The organism is Pseudomonas sp. SJZ078, assembly GCF_007828255.1.
Classification (GTDB): Bacteria; Pseudomonadota; Gammaproteobacteria; order Pseudomonadales; family Pseudomonadaceae; genus Aquipseudomonas.
On record NZ_VIUG01000006.1, the window covers coordinates 95528 to 113364 of the forward strand.

General features: G+C 61.2%; 12 protein-coding genes and 1 pseudogene. All 13 read left to right on the top strand.

Going from position 1 to position 17837, the window contains the following annotated elements:
- Positions 1–332: 332 nt before the first annotated feature.
- Positions 333–872, top strand: a pseudogene (locus FBY02_RS28700) (MCP four helix bundle domain-containing protein); the annotation flags it as partial.
- Entirely contained in the window at positions 870–2045 is a 1176-nt protein-coding gene (locus tag FBY02_RS08315) for a methyl-accepting chemotaxis protein (protein WP_371921405.1), read from the top strand. The pseudogene FBY02_RS28700 and the gene FBY02_RS08315, both read left to right, overlap by 3 nt.
- 4 nt (positions 2046–2049) lie before the next feature.
- A complete protein-coding gene (locus tag FBY02_RS08320; protein WP_144925845.1) occupies positions 2050–2580 on the top strand; it encodes a chemotaxis protein CheW in 531 nt (176 codons plus the stop codon).
- A gap of 130 nt (positions 2581–2710) precedes the next feature.
- Complete coding sequence (locus FBY02_RS08325) at positions 2711–4345, top strand: methyl-accepting chemotaxis protein (protein WP_144925848.1); 1635 nt, start codon at positions 2711–2713, stop codon at positions 4343–4345.
- 201 nt (positions 4346–4546) lie between these two features.
- Entirely contained in the window at positions 4547–6136 is a 1590-nt protein-coding gene (gene bcsE / locus FBY02_RS08330) for a cellulose biosynthesis protein BcsE (protein ID WP_256662504.1), read from the top strand.
- Complete coding sequence (bcsF, locus tag FBY02_RS28705) at positions 6133–6327, top strand: cellulose biosynthesis protein BcsF (protein ID WP_144925854.1); 195 nt, start codon at positions 6133–6135, stop codon at positions 6325–6327. Before bcsE ends, bcsF begins: the two co-directional genes overlap by 4 nt.
- Positions 6320–7939, top strand: coding sequence for a cellulose biosynthesis protein BcsG (bcsG, locus tag FBY02_RS08340; RefSeq protein WP_144925857.1), 1620 nt, complete (start codon positions 6320–6322; stop codon positions 7937–7939). The genes bcsF and bcsG overlap by 8 nt, the downstream gene beginning before the upstream one ends.
- Positions 7936–8160 (top strand): cellulose biosynthesis protein BcsR, encoded by a 225-nt coding sequence (gene bcsR, locus FBY02_RS08345; RefSeq protein ID WP_256662495.1) that lies wholly within the window; start codon positions 7936–7938, stop codon positions 8158–8160. The genes bcsG and bcsR overlap by 4 nt, the downstream gene beginning before the upstream one ends.
- Positions 8157–8882, top strand: coding sequence for a cellulose biosynthesis protein BcsQ (gene bcsQ, locus FBY02_RS08350; RefSeq protein WP_144925863.1), 726 nt, complete (start codon positions 8157–8159; stop codon positions 8880–8882). The genes bcsR and bcsQ overlap by 4 nt, the downstream gene beginning before the upstream one ends.
- Positions 8879–11470 carry a UDP-forming cellulose synthase catalytic subunit gene (gene bcsA / locus FBY02_RS08355; protein WP_144925866.1) on the top strand — a complete coding sequence of 864 codons (2592 nt, stop codon included), beginning with the start codon at positions 8879–8881 and terminating at the stop codon, positions 11468–11470. Before bcsQ ends, bcsA begins: the two co-directional genes overlap by 4 nt.
- A complete protein-coding gene (bcsB, locus tag FBY02_RS08360; RefSeq protein ID WP_144925869.1) occupies positions 11467–13761 on the top strand; it encodes a cellulose biosynthesis cyclic di-GMP-binding regulatory protein BcsB in 2295 nt (764 codons plus the stop codon). Before bcsA ends, bcsB begins: the two co-directional genes overlap by 4 nt.
- Positions 13761–14876, top strand: a complete 1116-nt coding sequence (gene bcsZ, locus FBY02_RS08365) for a cellulose synthase complex periplasmic endoglucanase BcsZ (protein ID WP_144925872.1) — start codon at positions 13761–13763, stop codon at positions 14874–14876. Before bcsB ends, bcsZ begins: the two co-directional genes overlap by 1 nt.
- Positions 14864–17818 carry a cellulose synthase subunit BcsC-related outer membrane protein gene (locus FBY02_RS08370; RefSeq protein WP_144925875.1) on the top strand — a complete coding sequence of 985 codons (2955 nt, stop codon included), beginning with the start codon at positions 14864–14866 and terminating at the stop codon, positions 17816–17818. The genes bcsZ and FBY02_RS08370 overlap by 13 nt, the downstream gene beginning before the upstream one ends.
- Positions 17819–17837: the final 19 nt, after the last annotated feature.

Consider the following 17837-nt stretch of genomic DNA (forward strand, 5'->3'; position numbering starts at 1 on the left):
TCAGTTGCGTGAAGCCGCGGTGTGGCAGGCCTTTGTGGATAACGTAGAAAGTCGTTGTCGTTTCAACCAAAGGCACGCTCAGCGAGTTGGTCGGCGTCCCCCTGGATGGTGCGGATTTGCCCTACCAAAAAATAAGCGGCTACTGATTGCCGGCAAACGCTTCGAGTCTGAATCATGGGGGCTTGAAACTCGCTCAAAAGCATGCCCTGGCTCGCAGCTAAACATCCGGGTGTGCCCGTTGCTCCTGCTTGACCTGACTTGTAATGGAGGCATGTTCGGTATTGGCCGGCGTTTCACCAATTACCCGCGACCTGAGGGTTGCACGGCAATCGATGATCCTAAAGCTCGGTGTGTGGACAACGCTTTTCCCGAACCTTTCTCACCACAAACCATTATTTGGAATTCACTTCGTGAACAATTGGACCATCAGACAAAAAATTAGCATCTTGCTCGCCTCGGTCATTCTGGCCTTTGGGGGGTTGACAATGTTTCTGCTAGGTCGTCAGGCAGCCGCTACTGCCGACATCCATAGTCTGTATGACAACGACTACCATGTGGCATCGACCATCGGTCAGATTGATGGGCTACTTACGCGCGTGGACATCAATATCCTGCGAATGATTGCCATTGGGAGTCCGAGCGCCATCGCCGAGTGGAAAGCCCAGAACACCGAGCACTTCAACAAGGTCGACCAGTTGCTGGGTGAGTTGAACGCATTGGCCGATTCGACCACGGCGACGTCGGTCAATACTTTGGGTGAGGCCTATGCGCGTATGCGCAAGGGTATGGAACACCAGGTTGAAGCTATCGAGGCCGGTGACATCAAGCGTGGCGGCGAGATCAACCTGAGTGAGGTCAAGGACAACGCAGTGAAGGCCTTCAGTACGCTGTCCGAACTCAAGAGCGCACAGGACTTGAAGGCCAAGAGCAAGATCGAGGCACAAGAGGAGGCTGCATCGTTCATCCGCACCATTTCGATCATAACGGCTGTTTTGGTTGCGCTATTCTCGATCGGATTCGGGCTGCTGTTTCTGCGCACCTTGCTCAAGCAGCTTGGCGGCGAGCCGGCCTATGTGGTGGAGGTGGTATCGAAGATTGCCGGCGGCGACATGACCGTGGAGGTGCAGACCCGGGCCGGTGATAGCGCCAGCATGTTGTTCGCCATCAAAGCCATGGTGGGAAAACTCTCGCAGGTCATTGGTGAGGTGCGCGGTTCGGCCAACGCCCTGAGCAGTGCCTCGGAGGAAGTCTCCGCCACCGCCCAATCGATGAGCCAGGCCTCAAGCGAACAGGCCGCCAGTGTCGAGCAGACATCTGCCAGTGTCGAGCAGATGTCCGCCTCCATCGAGCAGAATACCGAGAACGCCCGGCTCACCGATGTCATGGCCGGCAAGGCCACCAAACAGGCCCGCGAGGGTGGCGAGGCGGTCAAGGACACCGTCAGCGCGATGAAGAGCATCGCCGATAAGATCGGTATCATCGACGACATCGCTTACCAGACCAACCTGCTGGCCCTCAACGCTGCCATCGAGGCCGCCCGTGCCGGTGAGCATGGTAAAGGTTTTGCGGTGGTCGCCGCCGAGGTGCGCAAGCTGGCCGAGCGCAGTCAGGTCGCTGCCCAGGAAATCGGCGAGGTAGCCAAGAACTCGGTGGCCCTGGCCGAGCGCGCGGGCAGCCTGCTCGACGAGATCGTCCCCGGTATCGCCAGGACCAGCGACCTGGTCCAGGAAATCGCCGCAGCTTCCGAAGAGCAATCCTCCGGCGTCGGCCAGATCAACACGGCGATGAATCAACTCAACCAGATCACCCAGCAGAACGCCTCGGCCTCCGAGGAGTTGGCCGCCACCGCCGAGCAAATGAGCAGTCAGGCTGAACAGCTGCAGCAAGTGATGGGCTTCTTCACCCTCGCCCGCCATAGTGAAAGCGAGCGCAACGCAGAAGCCGGTGGGGCGAAGCCGACCCTATCCGTGTCCTCCCCGGGCAAGGCGCTGGTTAACAGTCGCGACTCGGCCTTACCCGCCGGTTTCGTGCGCTTCCTGGAGTGATGCCATGAGCCGGTTGATCAAGGAGCATAGCCCCAACGGCGCGCCGCAACCCCGACAGTACCTGACCTTCACCCTCGCGGGTGAGCAGTTCGCCGTGGGCACGCTCAGCGTCAAGGAGATCATCGAATACGGCCGGCTCACCGGCGTACCGATGATGCCACCCAGCATTCGCGGGGTCATTAACCTGCGCGGGGCGGTAGTGCCGGTGATTGATCTGGGGGTGCGGTTCGGTGGTCGGCAGATGGAGATCGGACGGCGTACCTGCATCGTAATTCTCGAGGTGGACCAGGTCGCCGAGCGCCAAGTGATCGGCATATTGGTCGACGCGGTGAATGAGGTGTTGGAGATCGACCCGGCGGCCATCGAGCCGCCACCGGCCTTCGGTGCGCATGTGCGCGCTGACTTCATTCATGGTATGGGCAAGGTCGGCGACCGTTTCATCATTCTGCTGGACATCGGCCATGTGCTCTCGGTGAATGAACTTGCCACGCTGGAGAAAGTGAGCGGGGCATCAGGATACGAGGCTGATAATTGAACTCCAAGGTTTCCTGGGAATTGCCCGTACTCTTTTTTTTATCGCTGATAGCCGAGCGACCGATTCTCCAGCATGACCGGTAGGTGTCGCTTGAACTTAGAGAGTGCGAGGCTCTACGAGGAAAATTTAGATGAATAAACTGTTGGGTAATCTGAGCGTTAATCTGAAGCTTGTATTGGGCTTCTCTTTGGTCTTGCTGCTGACGTTGATCATCGCCTTTGCCGGTTGGTCCGGGTTGGACACCTTGAGCGCGCGTGCAGACAAGCAAATATCGATATTGGAAGTTGAAAAGACCGCCAAGGACCTGCGCATCGCGCGTCTGTTTTACACCCTGAATAATGGCTCTGTAGGTACTGCTGCCGTACTCAGGCAATTGGACACTCTCGATCAAAATCTGCTGCGGGCTCGCGCATTGCATAAATTACCCCGAGATATCGAGGTGATAGAAGAAAGTATCAAGATTGCCGGCAATTATCGTGAGGCGTTCAACCATTTCAGCCGTGCCCTCGAGGTTCGTGAAGTCACTCGCAAGCAACTGGCCGGCGATGCGGATAGCGCTGACGTCGGGCCGTTGCACGATGCACAGCTTGCTGTCCAACAGGCGCAGGAGACTCTGGACCGGGAAGTGGCTCGGTTGTTTGAGTTGTGTAAACAGATGGCGGGCGAGCAGGTTGTGAAGCGCAACCAGGCCTCCCAACAAGCCAAGATCCTCCTCGGCGGTACCGCGGGAGCCGCTTTGTTGCTGGGTATCTTGGCCGCAATCATCATCAGTCGCCAGATTACCCGTCCAATTCGCGAGACTCTCGATGCAATTGAATGCATTGCCGCCGGCGACCTCACGCGTAATCTGGTGGTCACCCGCCGCGACGAACTGGGCGTGCTGCAACAAGGCATCCAACACATGGGCGAGACCTTGCGCAACCTGATCGGCGGTGTTCGCGATGGCGTGACGCAGATCGCCAGTGCGGCAGAAGAACTGTCGGCCGTGACCGAGCAAACGAGTGTCGGGGTCAACCATCAGAAAATCGAGACCGATCAGGTCGTCACCGCCATGCGTGAAATGACCGCCAAGGGGCAGGAAGTCGCGCGTAACGCCCAGCAGGCCTCGCAAGCGGCCGCGGCCGCCGACGACGAGGCGCGCGAAGGCGACAGGGTAGTTGCTCAGGTCATTGCACACATCGACAACCTGGCCACGGAAGTTGTCCGTTCCAGCGAAGCCGTGGCCGTGCTGCAACAGGAGAGCAAAAAGATCGGCAGCGTGATGGACGTCATCAAAGCGGTGGCCGAGCAGACCAATCTGTTGGCGCTCAATGCCGCCATCGAGGCCGCTCGTGCCGGTGACGCAGGACGCGGTTTTGCTGTGGTGGCCGACGAAGTCCGTGGCTTGGCCCAGCGGACCCAGAGATCCACCGAAGAGATTGAAGACTTGGTTGCCGGCTTGCAGAGCGGAACCGAGCGGGTGGCCCTCGTGATGAAAAACAGCCGTAGCCTGACTAACAGCTGTGTCGATCTGACCCGAAATGCTGGTTTGTCACTGGCCAGCATCACTCGCACGGCGTCGGACATTCAATCGATGAACCAACGGATAGCGGCGTCATCCGAGCAACAGAGGGTCGTGGCCGACGAGATCAGCCGCAGCATTACGAGTGTGCGTGACGTTTGCGAGCAGACCGCCGCCGCCAGTGACGAAACGGCGGCCTCAAGTGTCGAGTTGGCGCGGCTGGGAAATCAATTGCAAATGATGGTTGGTCATTTCAAAGTCTGAAGGGGAGTGCGGGGTAGGGGTAGCCCTACAAGCGTAATCCCTTTGCCTAGTTAAAATCAGGCGCATCTGATAGTCCCCGCGCCTTATCCTCGGCATCATCGCCACTGTTTTAATATCGCCGCTTCCGAAGCTGAACGGTGATCGTGTTTGTCGCTGCGTTGCCTTGACCGATTGCCTGGGTGTTGATCCATGGCATTCGGAATGCCCCGTCATGCGTTCATCACTTGTAAGGGGAGGGGCGTGCGCTTGAGTCAGGTTTCCTTGGTAATCCGGGATCTGCCGGAGGAGCAGTTGTTGATGCGTCAAGGAGGACTGTACTGGGTGGCTGTCGACCGTGTCCGCGATGTCGAAGCGTTGGCGCTCCAGAGTCTGGCGGCCTTGCCCGAGCAGTACCGGGCGAGTCTGGTCTGGTGCGGCCATCACCCCGATCAAATGATAAGCGCCTTGGGCGAACGGTCCGGTCCCGATGAGTTGCGGGTTTTTGAAGTGTCCAAGACCTCCATCCGCCGGGCGCTCAAGTCGCTGCCCGGCGAGTTGACGCGCGCTGCAACGGTGCCGGGCAGCCTCGTGTTGTTGATGCTGCCGGCCGGTGGCTGGCAGGCCTTTGATGCGGTGCAGTTGCGGCAGTGGTGCAGCACGGTGAGGCGCTGGTTGCGCGAACAACGTTGCACGCTCTTGGTGCTGTGCCATGGTGAGGCCCCCGACCTGCATTCCGAGCTGGTTCGTCTCAATGAGCATCTGTCCGGTCTGGCGCAGTTGTATCGGCGAGACGGCGTTATCCACTATCAGTCGCACTTTTGGCTCAACGAGCGAGGCGTCTGTGGGGCCCAGGCGTACGAACTCGATCTGCAAGCCACGGGTTTCAGTCTGGCTCGGACCGAACAGGCCGTTGCGCTACCGACACGCACCGATGACCAGCGCATTTATCTTGCCCAGCGCATCGTGCTGGAAGGTGCCACGGCGCTGTCGGAACACTGGCGTCTATTCGAACGGCGCGTCGACCTGCTGGAAGCGGCGGCCCTGGCCCGAGCCGCGAGCGTTATCGTGGCTGTCGACAGTGATCAGCAGGTGGAAGTACTGGCGCGGGAATTGTACGAGCTGCGCGAGCGTTGCGGTACGGCGTTGAAAATCGTTATCCGGGAAATGGAGCCCTGCCTGCGATATCGCGACGAGCGTCTGTTGATGTCGTGTGGGGCGAATATCATCGTGCCTTTCGGCATCGCGTTATCCCGATTCTTCAGCCTGTTGGACAGTGTACAGGGGCAGGTCTGGAGACGCGGTCGCCTGAGTGGTGACCTGGAGTCGCTCATCGAACGTCTGCGCGCGCCGAAGATGCGAGGCCTGTTGGCACCCCGGGAGTTTTTGTCGGCGCTGGAGCAGATTTATGGCGGTGCTGCCGGTGAAGTCGAGCACCAGTTATTGCGGCTGCACCCGCGCCCGGCATTGACGATGGAGCATTGTCTGTACCAGTTAAGCCTGCGCCGGTTCGGCGACGTCGCCACCGTGGTGGATGGGGTTTTCTATCTATTTCTATTCGCTTGTCGTAGCGATGGCCTGGAAGCGGCGTTGGGCAATATCTGTCGTCTGTCGTGGCGCAACCTGTTCAGCGATTGCCAGGCTCTCGCCGAATTCGATGACTTGCCGTATGACGCGTTCAGCAATGCAGTCGGTCTGCCGCAGACGTTGCGTCTGGCCCCGGATCGCACCGGCACACCGCTGCGCACGCAAGCACAGTTGGGTGCCTACACACCACAGCGGATCACGCTGGCCATCGCGGATGCCTGTGAATGAATCTTTTTGAGTTGTTCCAATTGATTGCCGTGAGCAGTCTGTTGACGCTGGCATGTGTGTGGCTGTTGCGCAGCGTTTGGCGTCAGGGGCAAGCATTGCTCCAGTCCTTGCTGCCACCCCGCTATCTGAAACCCCGCCGCTCGCCTCGGCGCGCTTGCCCGCCAGCGGTCACGGAGGCGTCCCATGAGTAAGTTAGAACCGGTGACTGGCGCGAGCACGGCGCGGGTCTGGCCCGGCCTGGGGCACTGGAATCTGTATTTCATCCTCAAGTTCGCGTTGCAGTGGGGCGGTTATCTGAACATCCAGGTATTGCCCAACCTGTTGTTCGTGGCTTTTTTGCTGATTCCCTTGCGCAAGCACTCCACTGTTGTCATCCGTCGATTGCTAGCTGTGCCGCTGGCCATGGCGCTGTTCTATCGAGACACCTGGCTGCCACCTCTGGATGAATGGGGCGAGTGGCCTTTGGTGATGGATTTTTCCTCCGGTCATCTTTTGACATTGGCCGGGAGCCTGGTCGACTGGAGCCTTTGTGGTTGGCTGCTGGTGGTGGTGATGGCGTACCAGTTCGTCCAGCCTTGGCTGCGCCTGACGACGCTGAGCCTGGCGGGCCTGGCGTGGTTGAGTGTTACCCATCCGTCGGTGTTGCCGCTCACCCACGGAGTAAGCTTGACCCGCGCTCTTGCCCCGGCAGACAAGGCCGCCCCCTCCAGCGAGGCTATCGACGTTTATCTGAAGCAGTTTTACGACACGGAGGCCGATCGACGAGTTTCGTTCCTGCCTGCGACGGCTGCCGCTCAGCCTTTTGACTTGTTACTGATCAACATCGATTCCATGTCCTGGGACGATCTGGATGCCGTCGGTTTGCGCGACCACCTGCTGCTGCGCCAGATGGATGTGCTGTTCGACCACTTCAACTCGGCCGCTTCCGACCAGGTCCCGGCGGCGCTTCGGCTGCTGCGTGCCGGGTGTGGGCAGCCAGCTCGCCGTGACTTGTTCGTTCCGGCGCCGGAGTCTTGCCTGCTGTTCGATGAGCTGGGCAAGCAGGGTTTCGTCGGCCAGACGTTGCTCAACCACACGGGGCGTTTCGCGGGTTTTCTGAATGCCGTGCAAACCTTGGGTTCGCTGCCGGAGCCGGACTTGGATACCGACCATTGGCAGCCCATGCTGTCCGGGCCGGACGGCTTGCCGGTGTGGCGTGATCGCGAGGTGCTGGGCGACTGGTGGAAACACCGTCAGACGCAGCCTCAGGCGCGGGTGGCGCTGTTCTATAACACGCTGACTCTGCACGAGGGCAATCATGTCATGGCGGCCGATGGCAAACTCCAACGTGCCGACTACAAGACAAGAGCGCAGGTCCTGCTCGATGACCTTAGCGGGTTTATCGAGCAACTGGAGCTCAGTGGTCGTCGAGTGGTCGTGGTGATGGTGCCGAACCACGGTGCGGCCCTGCGCGGCGATCGCATGCAGTTCCCAGGCATGCACGAGATACCCAGCCCATCCATCACCCAAGTACCTGTCGGCATCAAGTTGATCGGCATGGGGCGCAATCCTCGGTCCATGCCGTTGCATGTCAGCGAACCGAGTAGCTACCTGGCCGTGGCTCAGCTCATTGACCGGTTGTACGGGGCGCCATCACCCGCAGGGGACGAACAGCCAGACTGGCAACCGCTGCTGGCAGGCCTGGCCCAGGCCCGGCTGGTTTCCGAAAGTGAAGGCAGCACCGTTCTCGATTACGCCGCAACGCCTTATGTACGGATCACGGAGAAAGACCCATGGCTTCCTTATCGTCCGGTGTCCCAATGAGCGCCAGGCTGATGTTGCGCACCGAGCGGGCCGATGACATCGCGCGATTGAAGGTGGAACTGCAATTGCCCGCCCTGAAGTACGTCGACGTGTCGCTCCAGAGGGAGCTGCGCCACGCCGTGGAGCGCTGGCCCTTGTTCGCCGAGTTGGAACAGGCGCAGCACGCGCCGGGCACGCGGGTCTCGTTGGTACGTCGCGACGAGCCACAGGTGACCGCATGATTTCGTTGGGATTGTACGGGATACGTGGTGGCACCGGCAGCAGTTCGTTGCTGGCGGCGCTCGGTTATGCCCTGCACACCCTGGAGCAGCGCGTACTGCTGGTGGACATGTGCCCGGAGAATCTGCTGTGCCTGCACTTCAACCTTGCCGTCACGCAAACCGGCGGATGGGCCCGAGCCTTGCTCGATGGTCAGGACTGGACTGACCAGGTGTGGAGTCTTGCGCCGAATTTGAGTGTGCTGCCCCATGGTCGTCTCATCGGGACCGACCGGGCGCGCCTGGCGCAAGCGTTGGACCAGCGGCCTGGACTTTGGGCTCGACGTATGAACGTCTTGGCGGAGCATTTCGATTGGATCCTGTTCGATTTGCCGCGGCGCTCGCCGTGGCAGGATAACGCTGTGTCGTGCCAGTTGCAGATTCAGATCGTCGAAGCCGATGCAGCGTGTCACGTGTTGCTGCAACAGCAGGAGGAGGAGAGGGCGGACAGCCTGTTGCTCAATCGTTTTGATCCGGCCAGCCAGATTCAACGCGATCTGGCGTTGATCTGGCGTCAACACTACGATGCGCGGCTGTTGCCGATAACGGTGCACAGCGATGAAGCGATGCGTGAAGCGCTGGCCAGCAAGCAGCCGGTGGGACGCTATGCGCCGGACAGCCTGGTGGCCCAGGACGTACTGAGCCTGGCGGTCTGGTGCCAGGCGCACCAAGGTGAACTGAGGTGATCGCACGTTGGTTCCCCTATGGGCAATTGCGTGGTGAACATGATTGTCCGCCACTGGTTGCGCTGTTGCTGGCCCTGTGGAGTCTCCTGGCCTGGACGATATTGCGCCTGGAATCGCCCGCCTGGCGACAGTTGCTGGACCATCGAGAACGCTGGTATCCACAGTTGGCCGGCAAGACGCCAAGCATCGGCGACCCGTTGCGTTATGCCCTGCAGAGCCTGTGGTTACTGTTGGTATACCCCGTCACGCCAGAGCAGCGTTCAAGCGCCTATCAATGGTGGTCGCGAGCCTCTGCGTTCCATCGAGCGTGGTGGGAACGGCTGAGCAAAACGCTTGAGCAACAAACTCGACGCATTCGTGACCACTCTCGCATCACTCAAGGTGTCCATTGGTGGAAAGGCCTGGAGCGGCACCGCCAATGGCTGCTCGGTGGTTTTCTATTCATCCAATTGATTTTGCTGACACTGTTGTGCATCACCGAGCCGTTCGGTTACGTGGAACAACTGGTCTTCGGGCTTTTGCTCTGGGGCCTGGCACTCCTGGTGCGGGGTATTCCCGGAAGGTTTGCGACGTTGCTGATGGTAGTGCTGTCCGTCATCGTTTCCTGCCGTTACCTGTGGTGGCGCTACACCTCGACGTTGAATTGGGATCAACCCCTGGACCTGGCCTGCGGCCTGGGATTGCTGGCGGCGGAAACCTACTCCTGGATCGTGCTGATCTTTGGCTACATCCAGACCTGCTGGCCGCTGAACCGCGACCCGGCGCAGTTGCCGGACGATACCCGCCGTTGGCCGACGGTCGATCTATTGATTCCTACCTACAACGAGGACCTCTCGGTCGTGCGGGGCACGGTTTATGCGGCTCTGGGCATTGACTGGCCGGAGGACAAACTACGGATATATCTGCTGGATGACGGCAAGCGCGAAACCTTCCGCCAGTTCGCCGCCGAGGTGGGGGTCGGCTACATCATTCGTCCGGACAATCGCCACGCCAAGGCCGGCAATCTCAACCACGCTTTGGGCCGCATAGACGGTGAACTGGTTGCGATATTCGATTGCGACCACATGCCGGTGCGGTCCTTCCTGCAACTGACGGTGGGTTGGTTCCTGCGCGATCCGAAATTGGCGCTGGTGCAGACACCTCACCACTTTTTATCGGCCGATCCCTTCGAACGCAACCTCGCGGTATTCCGCAACCGGCCGAACGAAGGTGAGCTGTTCTATGGCTTGATCCAGGACGGCAATGACATGTGGAACGCGGCGTTCTTCTGCGGTTCTTGCGCCGTCCTGCGGCGTTCGGCGCTGGATGAGATCGGCGGGTTCGCGGTGGAAACCGTGACCGAAGACGCTCATACCGCCTTGCGCCTGCACCGCCGCGGTTGGAATTCGGCCTACGTGCGCATTCCCCAGGCCGCCGGCCTGGCAACGGAAAGCTTGTCCGCCCACATCGGCCAGCGCATTCGCTGGGCCCGGGGCATGGCGCAGATTTTTCGTACCGACAACCCGCTGTTGGGCAAGGGCCTGACGTTCTTCCAGCGGATCTGCTATGCGAACGCAATGATGCACTTTCTCGCCGGCTTGCCGCGGCTGGTATTCCTGAGCGCGCCCCTGGCTTTCCTACTGCTGCATGTCTACATCATCTATGCCCCGGCAATGATGATCCTGCTGTATGTATTGCCGCCGATGATTCATGCCAGCCTGACCAATTCGCGCATGCAGGGTCGCTTTCGACAGACGTTCTGGGGCGAGGTCTACGAAACCGTCCTGGCCTGGTACATCGCCCGCCCGACCACGGTGGCATTGTTCAGCCCGAACAAGGGCTCCTTCAATGTCACCGCCAAGGGCGGGCTGATGGAGCACAACCGGTTCGACTGGAAAATCGCCCGGCCCTACCTGGTCCTGGCGGGGCTGAACATCATCGGATTGGGTTTTGCCTGTTGGCGTTTGTCCACTGGGCCGGCCAATGAAATCGGTACGGTGCTAGTGAGTTCGCTGTGGGTCATCTACAACCTGCTGATCCTCGGCGCCGCGGTGGCGGTGGCTGCCGAGGTTCGCCAGGTGCGCCAGACGCACCGGGTCCAGACCCGGTTGCCTGTCGCGGTGCGGCTGGACAGTGGCCACTCGTACCCTGGCACGCTGGTGGACTATTCCGATGGCGGTGTCGGTGTGGAAATCGATGTGCCGCTGGCGCTACCGGTCGGTGGTCGCATTTCGTTGCTGATGCAGCGTGACAAGCGGGAATTCATGTTCCCCGGCCTGGTCAGCCGCAGCCACAAGCAATTTGTAGGCATCAACTTCGCCCATCTCTCTACCCGGCAAAAGATCGATTTCGTGCAGTGCACCTTTGCCCGTGCCGATGCCTGGTTGAACTGGGGTGAGAACTATGTGCCGGACAGGCCGCTGCACAGCCTGATCGAAATCTTCAAACTCGGTACCAAGGGCTATTTCCAGCTTTATCAGTTCCTGCCGTTGTGGGTCCGCCGTGTGGCCGGTCCGCCGTTGCGGCTGGTGGGATGGCTGTTGAGTTATCTGCCGCGGATGCCGTCTTCATTCTTCTCGTCTACCTCTCGTTCTGTGAGCCCATCATGAGTCGCTATTTCCGTAGATCCCTGGTTGCCGGCCTGGCGCTGCTGGCCATTGGTGAGGCGCAGGCCCAAGGCCTGGTATCGCCTGTGGTAGGCGCGCCACCAGAGCTTGGGCCGGTCCCAAGCTGGAGCAATACCTACAGCTTCGGCCAGTTGGGACAACCCGGCGACAACTTATTGCTGGGCATTCATGACAGTGAGCAGATCGAGTTCTCGTTGCGCCGCGACCGCATCGCCAGTGACGCCAGGTTGCGGCTGGAATACACCCCGTCGCCGGCATTGCTGCCGGTGCTGTCCCATCTGCGGGTCTATCTTAATGACGTGCTTGTCAGCGCACTGCCCATCGAAAAAGACCAACTCGGGCGCAAGACCTTCCGCGATGTGGCCCTCGACCCGCTGTTGATCACCGATTTCAATCGGGTGCGCCTGGAGTTCATCGGCCATTACACGGACATTTGCGAAGACCCAGCCAACAATGCGTTATGGGTCAATATCGGGCGCCGCAGCGAGATAGAACTGCATGAACAGGCGCTGTCGCTGAAAAATGACCTGGCGTATTTCCCCCTGCCGTTTTTCGACGCGCGGGGCCAGGAAAAACCGACGTTGAGCATGGTTTTCGCAGCAGCACCGACATTGGGCGAGCAGCGCGCAGCGGGCGTCCTGGCGTCATATTTCGGCAGTCGGGCCGGCTGGCGAGGCATGCGTTTTCCGGTGCTGTTCGATCAGTTGCCCGAGGCCGACGACGGGACGGCGACCACGCCAGCCATCGTCTTTGCGACCAACGACCACCGCCCGTCATTCCTGGCTGACCTGGAGCGTTTTCCAAAAGTACAAGCCCCGGTGCTGCAAATCATCGAGAACCCTCGCGCGCCGCACAGCAAGGTGCTGCTGGTGCTCGGTCGCAATGACGAGGATCTGCTGGTCGCAACGCGTGCATTGGCGCTTGGCGGCGATTTGCTGCGCGGTTCGCGGGCGACGGTGGACAAGGTGCAGCAACTGCAACCGAGGCAACCCTACGACGCACCCAATTGGATTCGCACCGACCGTCCGGTTCGATTTGCCGAGCTGATCAGCTACCCTGGGCAATTGCAGGCGAGCGGTCTGCGGCCGGCGCCGATCAGCGTCGACTTGAACCTGCCGCCGGACCTGTTTGTCTGGCGCAGCCAGGGCATCCCCCTCAAGCTTAATTATCGCTATACCCCCAGCGTCGTCACGGATGAGTCGCGGCTGAACATCAGTCTCAACGATCAATTCATCAGCAGTTTCCCATTGCCCGCCAATGACAGTTCGAAGCTGCAAGGGCTGAGGCTGGCGGTGCTGTCCAGTGATCCGGCCAACCCCACCGAGAAGGTGTTCGTGCCTGCGTTGAAAGTTGGTGAGCGCAACACGCTGCGTTTTGACTTCAATTTCGCCAGCACGATCGGCAGTGCCCAACGCGATCATTGCCAGACGAGCTTGCCGGCCAGTAATCAGTCGACGATCGATGAAAACTCGACGCTGGATTTGTCCGGCTATCACCATTTCATCGCCATGCCGGACCTGAAGGCTTTTGCTCGCAGCGGGTTTCCGTTCAATCGCATGGCCGACCTGTCGCAAACCCTGGTCATGGTGCCGACCCAGGGCAGCGCCGTAGAGATCAGCACCTTGCTTGAAACCCTGGCAACCATCGGCGCGCGCTCCGGCGCGCCGGCGCTGGGCCTGCAGTTGTCCGATGATTGGGGCGTGGCGGCCCGCACGGACGCCGATCTGCTGGTGATGGGAGGGCTGGGCGCGGGCGTTGGCGACAGCGCGAATGCGAATCTGATGCTCAATCAACTCAACGATTGGTTGCTGGAGCCTTCCAACCAGATGCCGAGCGGATCGTCGGCGCGCGCCGGGCAGCTCAATGACATCAGGGAGCAAGCGGCCCATCGAGTCGAGGTGTCGGCCCAGGCGCCGATTGCCGCATTCGTCGGCCTCAAGTCGCCGTTCCATGAGCAGCGCAGCATCGTTGCGCTGCTTGCCCACGACGATGCCGATTACCAGTTGCTGCGCGATACGCTCGCCGACGGCGCGAAGATGGACGCCGTGGCGGGTTCGGTAGCGCTGCTACGCAGCAGTGGCGTGGAGAGCAGCCAGGTCGGCGAACAGTACTTCGTCGGGCATCTGCCGTGGTGGCTGTTGCTTTGGTTTCAGCTCTCCGAACACCCGGTGCTGTTGGCGATGACGGTGGTGCTGATCGTGCTGCTCATTGCATTCATGTTGTGGCGCTCGCTCAGTTGGATCGCCCGGCGGCGCCTGGCGGGACGGGAGTGATGGGCGTGAGAGGGCTCCTGGTGTTGATGTTGACCTTGAGCGTGATGGCCCCGGTAAAGGCGGCGCAGTGCGGTTGGCCAGCCTGGGACGGTTACCGGCAGGCGTTGATGAGCCCGGAGGGGCGGGTGATCGACGCATCCACCGATCAGCGGATCACCACATCGGAAGGGCAGAGCTATGGCCTGTTCTTCGCTTTGGTGGCCAATGATCGGGTGAATTTCGAGCGGTTGTTGCGCTGGACCCAGGACAATCTGGCCGGCGGCGATTTGTCTCGGCGATTGCCGGCCTGGCAATGGGGCCGTGATAAGGAGGGGCAGTGGAAGGTGCTGGACCCCAACAACGCCAGCGATGCCGACTTGTGGATCGCCTACAGTTTGTTGGAAGCCGGTCGGCTGTGGCGACGTCCCGACTATGAAAAACTGGGGCTCAATATGCTCTGGCTCAGCGCGGCGCAGAGCATGCGCAAAGTGCCAGGGCTGGGGCTGATGTTGCTGCCGGGTGGGCAGGGTTTCGAGAGTGCCGACAGTTGGCGCCTGAACCCCAGTTACCTGCCGCCGCAATTGCTGGCGCGCTTTGCCCAAGTGGCACCGATCTGGGCCGAGCTTGCCGAGAATTCGCAACGGTTGCTGATCGAGGGCTCCCCCCAGGGCCTGGCCCCCGACTGGTTGTCGTGGCGAACGGGGCAGGGGTGGGTGGTCGATAGCGTGACGGGCCCCAAGGGCAGCTACGACGCCATCCGGGTCTACTTGTGGCTCGGCATGCTGGCCGAGCAAGCACCGGGCAGGCGGGAGTTGCTCGAGCATTTCCAACCCATGCCGGCGTTGATCAAGCGCTTGGGGGCGGTGCCGGAAATACTCGATACCCGCGCCGGCACCGATATCGGCACGGGCCCCGTGGGTTTCTCCGCGGCCATGCTGCCGATGCTCGCCGGCACACCTGATGGCGGCGAAAGCTTGAAGATCCAACGTGAACGGCTGCGTCAGGAGCCGCCCGCGCCCGACGCCTATTACAACCAGTCCCTGGTCTTGTTCGGACAAGGCTGGGACGAGCGGCGCTATCGTTTCGACAAGCAAGGGCGGCTGCTGCCGAACTGGGCGGACGCATGCAAAAAGTAACGAGGTGGGCGCTGTTGTTGGCAGGGTTGTCCGGGCCTGTCATGGCCCAGTCGACCGGTCCCGTTGACCAGCAACAACGGTTCCTGGAGCAGATGCGGGTCGGCGAGGCGCTCTATCGCGAAGACCTGGTCCGTGACGCCTTGGCGCGCCTGAATCTCATCGCTCCCGACCTGCCTCAGGTGCTGGTGGCCGGGATCCGCCAGGCGCTGCTGCAACATGATCAGCCCCAGGCTGAGCGCCTGCTGGAGCGGTTGCAGCGCCAGGCGTCGGATTCCCAGGAACTGCTCCAGGCCCGGAGCCTGTTGACGTTGCAAAGCGTGGACGGACAGAAAGGCCTGAGTCAGGCGCGCAGGTTGGCCCAGGCGGGGAAAGCACAAGAAGCAATCGGGGCGTACCAGCAGTTGTTTGGCGATGCCCCGCCGGATCTTTCCAGCGCGCTTGAATACTGGCGGGTCCGCAGCGCCGTGGCCGGGCAGCAAGCGATCGCCCTGGAGCACTTGCAAGCGTTGGATCGCCAGTACCCGGGAAATGTCGGGTTGCAACTGGTGCTGGCCAATCTGTTGATCGCCCAGAAAAGAGACGCACAGGGCCTGGCGATCCTGCATCGCCTGGCGAGCAATCCCCTGGCAAGCAGCGCTGCGGCCGAACAGGAATACAACTATCTGGGCCGCCTGCCGGTCAGTCTCGCGAGTGTTCAGGGCTGGCAGGGCTTCCTGACTCATTATCCCGATTCGCCACTCAAGGACGCCGCCGCCGGTCAACTGCTGCGCCAGCAACAACAGTTGGCTGATCCTGCCTGGCAGGCGGCGGCCAAACGCCAACGCGTGGTGAAAGCCGTCGATCATTATTCGGCATGGCTGCGCCAGGGTGACAAGGCCTTGCAGCGCAAGGACCTGGCCGCCGCCGGGACGGCCTACCGGCAGGCGCGTAAGGTGAAACCGAACGACGCCAGGGCGCTGATCGGCCTGGCCGATGTCGCCCAGGCCAACGCCGATGACATCGGCGCCGAAGCCTTGCTGTTGCAGGCGCACCGCTTGCAACCGGACAATCTGGCGGTGACATGGCCGCTGGTGCATCTGTACCAGAAGCAGTCGCCGCAAAAGCTTGAGCAATTTCTTGACAGCTTGCCCCCTGGGCAGCCGCGGGATCTGGTCACGTTGCGCCAAAGCCTGCGGCTCGCGCGCTTGAACGCCTTGGCCGATGCCGCCACGCAACGGTCCGATTGGGCCGAGGTCAGTCGCCTCTTGCTCGAGGCCCGGCCGCTCGACGAGGACAATCCCTGGTTGGCTTTGCGGCTGGCCAAGGCACAACGAGCGTTGGGGCAAACGGAGGCGGCCGATGACAGCCTGCGCCGGTTGCTCCAGCGCCAAGGGAGCAATCCCGAGGCACGTTATGCCCAGGCCCTGTACCTGAGCGCCGATGGGCGAGACAGCGAGGCTTTGCAGGCATTGGCGCGCATCGCGCCGAAGGCCTGGAGCCCGCCCATGTATGAGTTAAACGAACAGTTGCAACGTCGCCGATCGTTGGCGCAGGCCAATGCATTGCACGACGACGCGCGGCTCAATGCCGGGCGCCAACCGCAACGGGCATTGGACCAATACGCCCGGGGGATGGCGGCAGTGGGCTTGCTGACCAACGCCGAAGCCAGCCCACGGGATGACCGTGCGCTGACCCTGGCCAGTCGTAAAAAGGACGGCGATGATGGGTTGCCTCGCAGTTTGCGCGAGGAAGTCGACGCGCTGTATCAGCAGCAGAACCCCACCGTGCATCTCTACCACGACATCGCCTGGCGTTCCGACAACACCACGCCGGGCACCTCCGACCTGCTGGCCCAGACCTCCATTTTGCGCATCGACGCCCCCGTCGCCGCCGGCCAGGGCTTTGTCCAGGTGGAAAATATCGATCTCGATGCCGGCCGATTCGACACCGATACCGATGGCCTGCACCGAGAGCGGTTCGGCACCTGCGCGATCCGCTTGCGCGACCGGGCAAGCGGGGCTGTGGTGTCCGACGGCTGCCGGAGCGACACCCAACGCGCCCGTGGCCATACGATGGCCGTCGGCTGGCACGATGAGCACTGGGCCTTGGACGTCGGGCATTCCGCCGAAGGATTCCCCGTCTCGAATTGGTTGGGCGGCGTCAGCTTTGCCAGTGACTGGCGCACCCTGAATTGGAAACTGACGGCGTCTCGCCGTCCCGTGAGCGATTCGCTGCTGTCCCATGCCGGTGCCGTCGACCCTGTCAGCGGCGTGCGTTGGGGCGGTGTTACCAGCAATGGCCTGAGCCTTGACGTCAGTCATGCCACCAGTGCCGTGGATGGTTTCTGGGGTAGCCTCGGCGCGCACTGGTTGCGGGGCGAAAATGTGGCCGATAACCAACGACGTTCCGCCATGGGCGGCTACTATTACCACGTGATCGACCGCGCCGACGAACGTCTGACCTCCGGTCTGAACCTGATGTACTGGGGGTATGACAAGGATTTGAGCGAATTCACCTTGGGGCAGGGCGGTTACTACAGCCCCCAGCGATACTACTCGGTGGGGGTGCCGTTGAATTATGCCTGGCGCAATGCCGATTGGTCGGTGCGCCTGGACAGTTCATTCGGCTGGTCGTACGCGCGGACCGAGGCCAGTGCGCTTTATCCGCTCGAAGGCGCGGGAGCGAAATGGCTGAGTGGTATCGAACAGGCGGGCCTGATTGCCGACGATATCAGCCAGGTGAAAGCCGGCAGCAGCACCAGCGGCGCCAACGTTCGTCTGCAAGGATGGGTGGAGCGTCGTCTGTCCGACCACCTCGTGCTGGGCGGTGGGCTGGCATGGCAACACAGTGAGGAGTACGCGCCGAGCCGCGCGCTGCTTTACTTGCGCTATACCTTCGATCCTTGGCAGGGCAACCTGCCGTTGCCGGTGGAACCTATAACGCCTTATGCGCAGATGCGCTGATCATCAGGTCTTGGGCGGG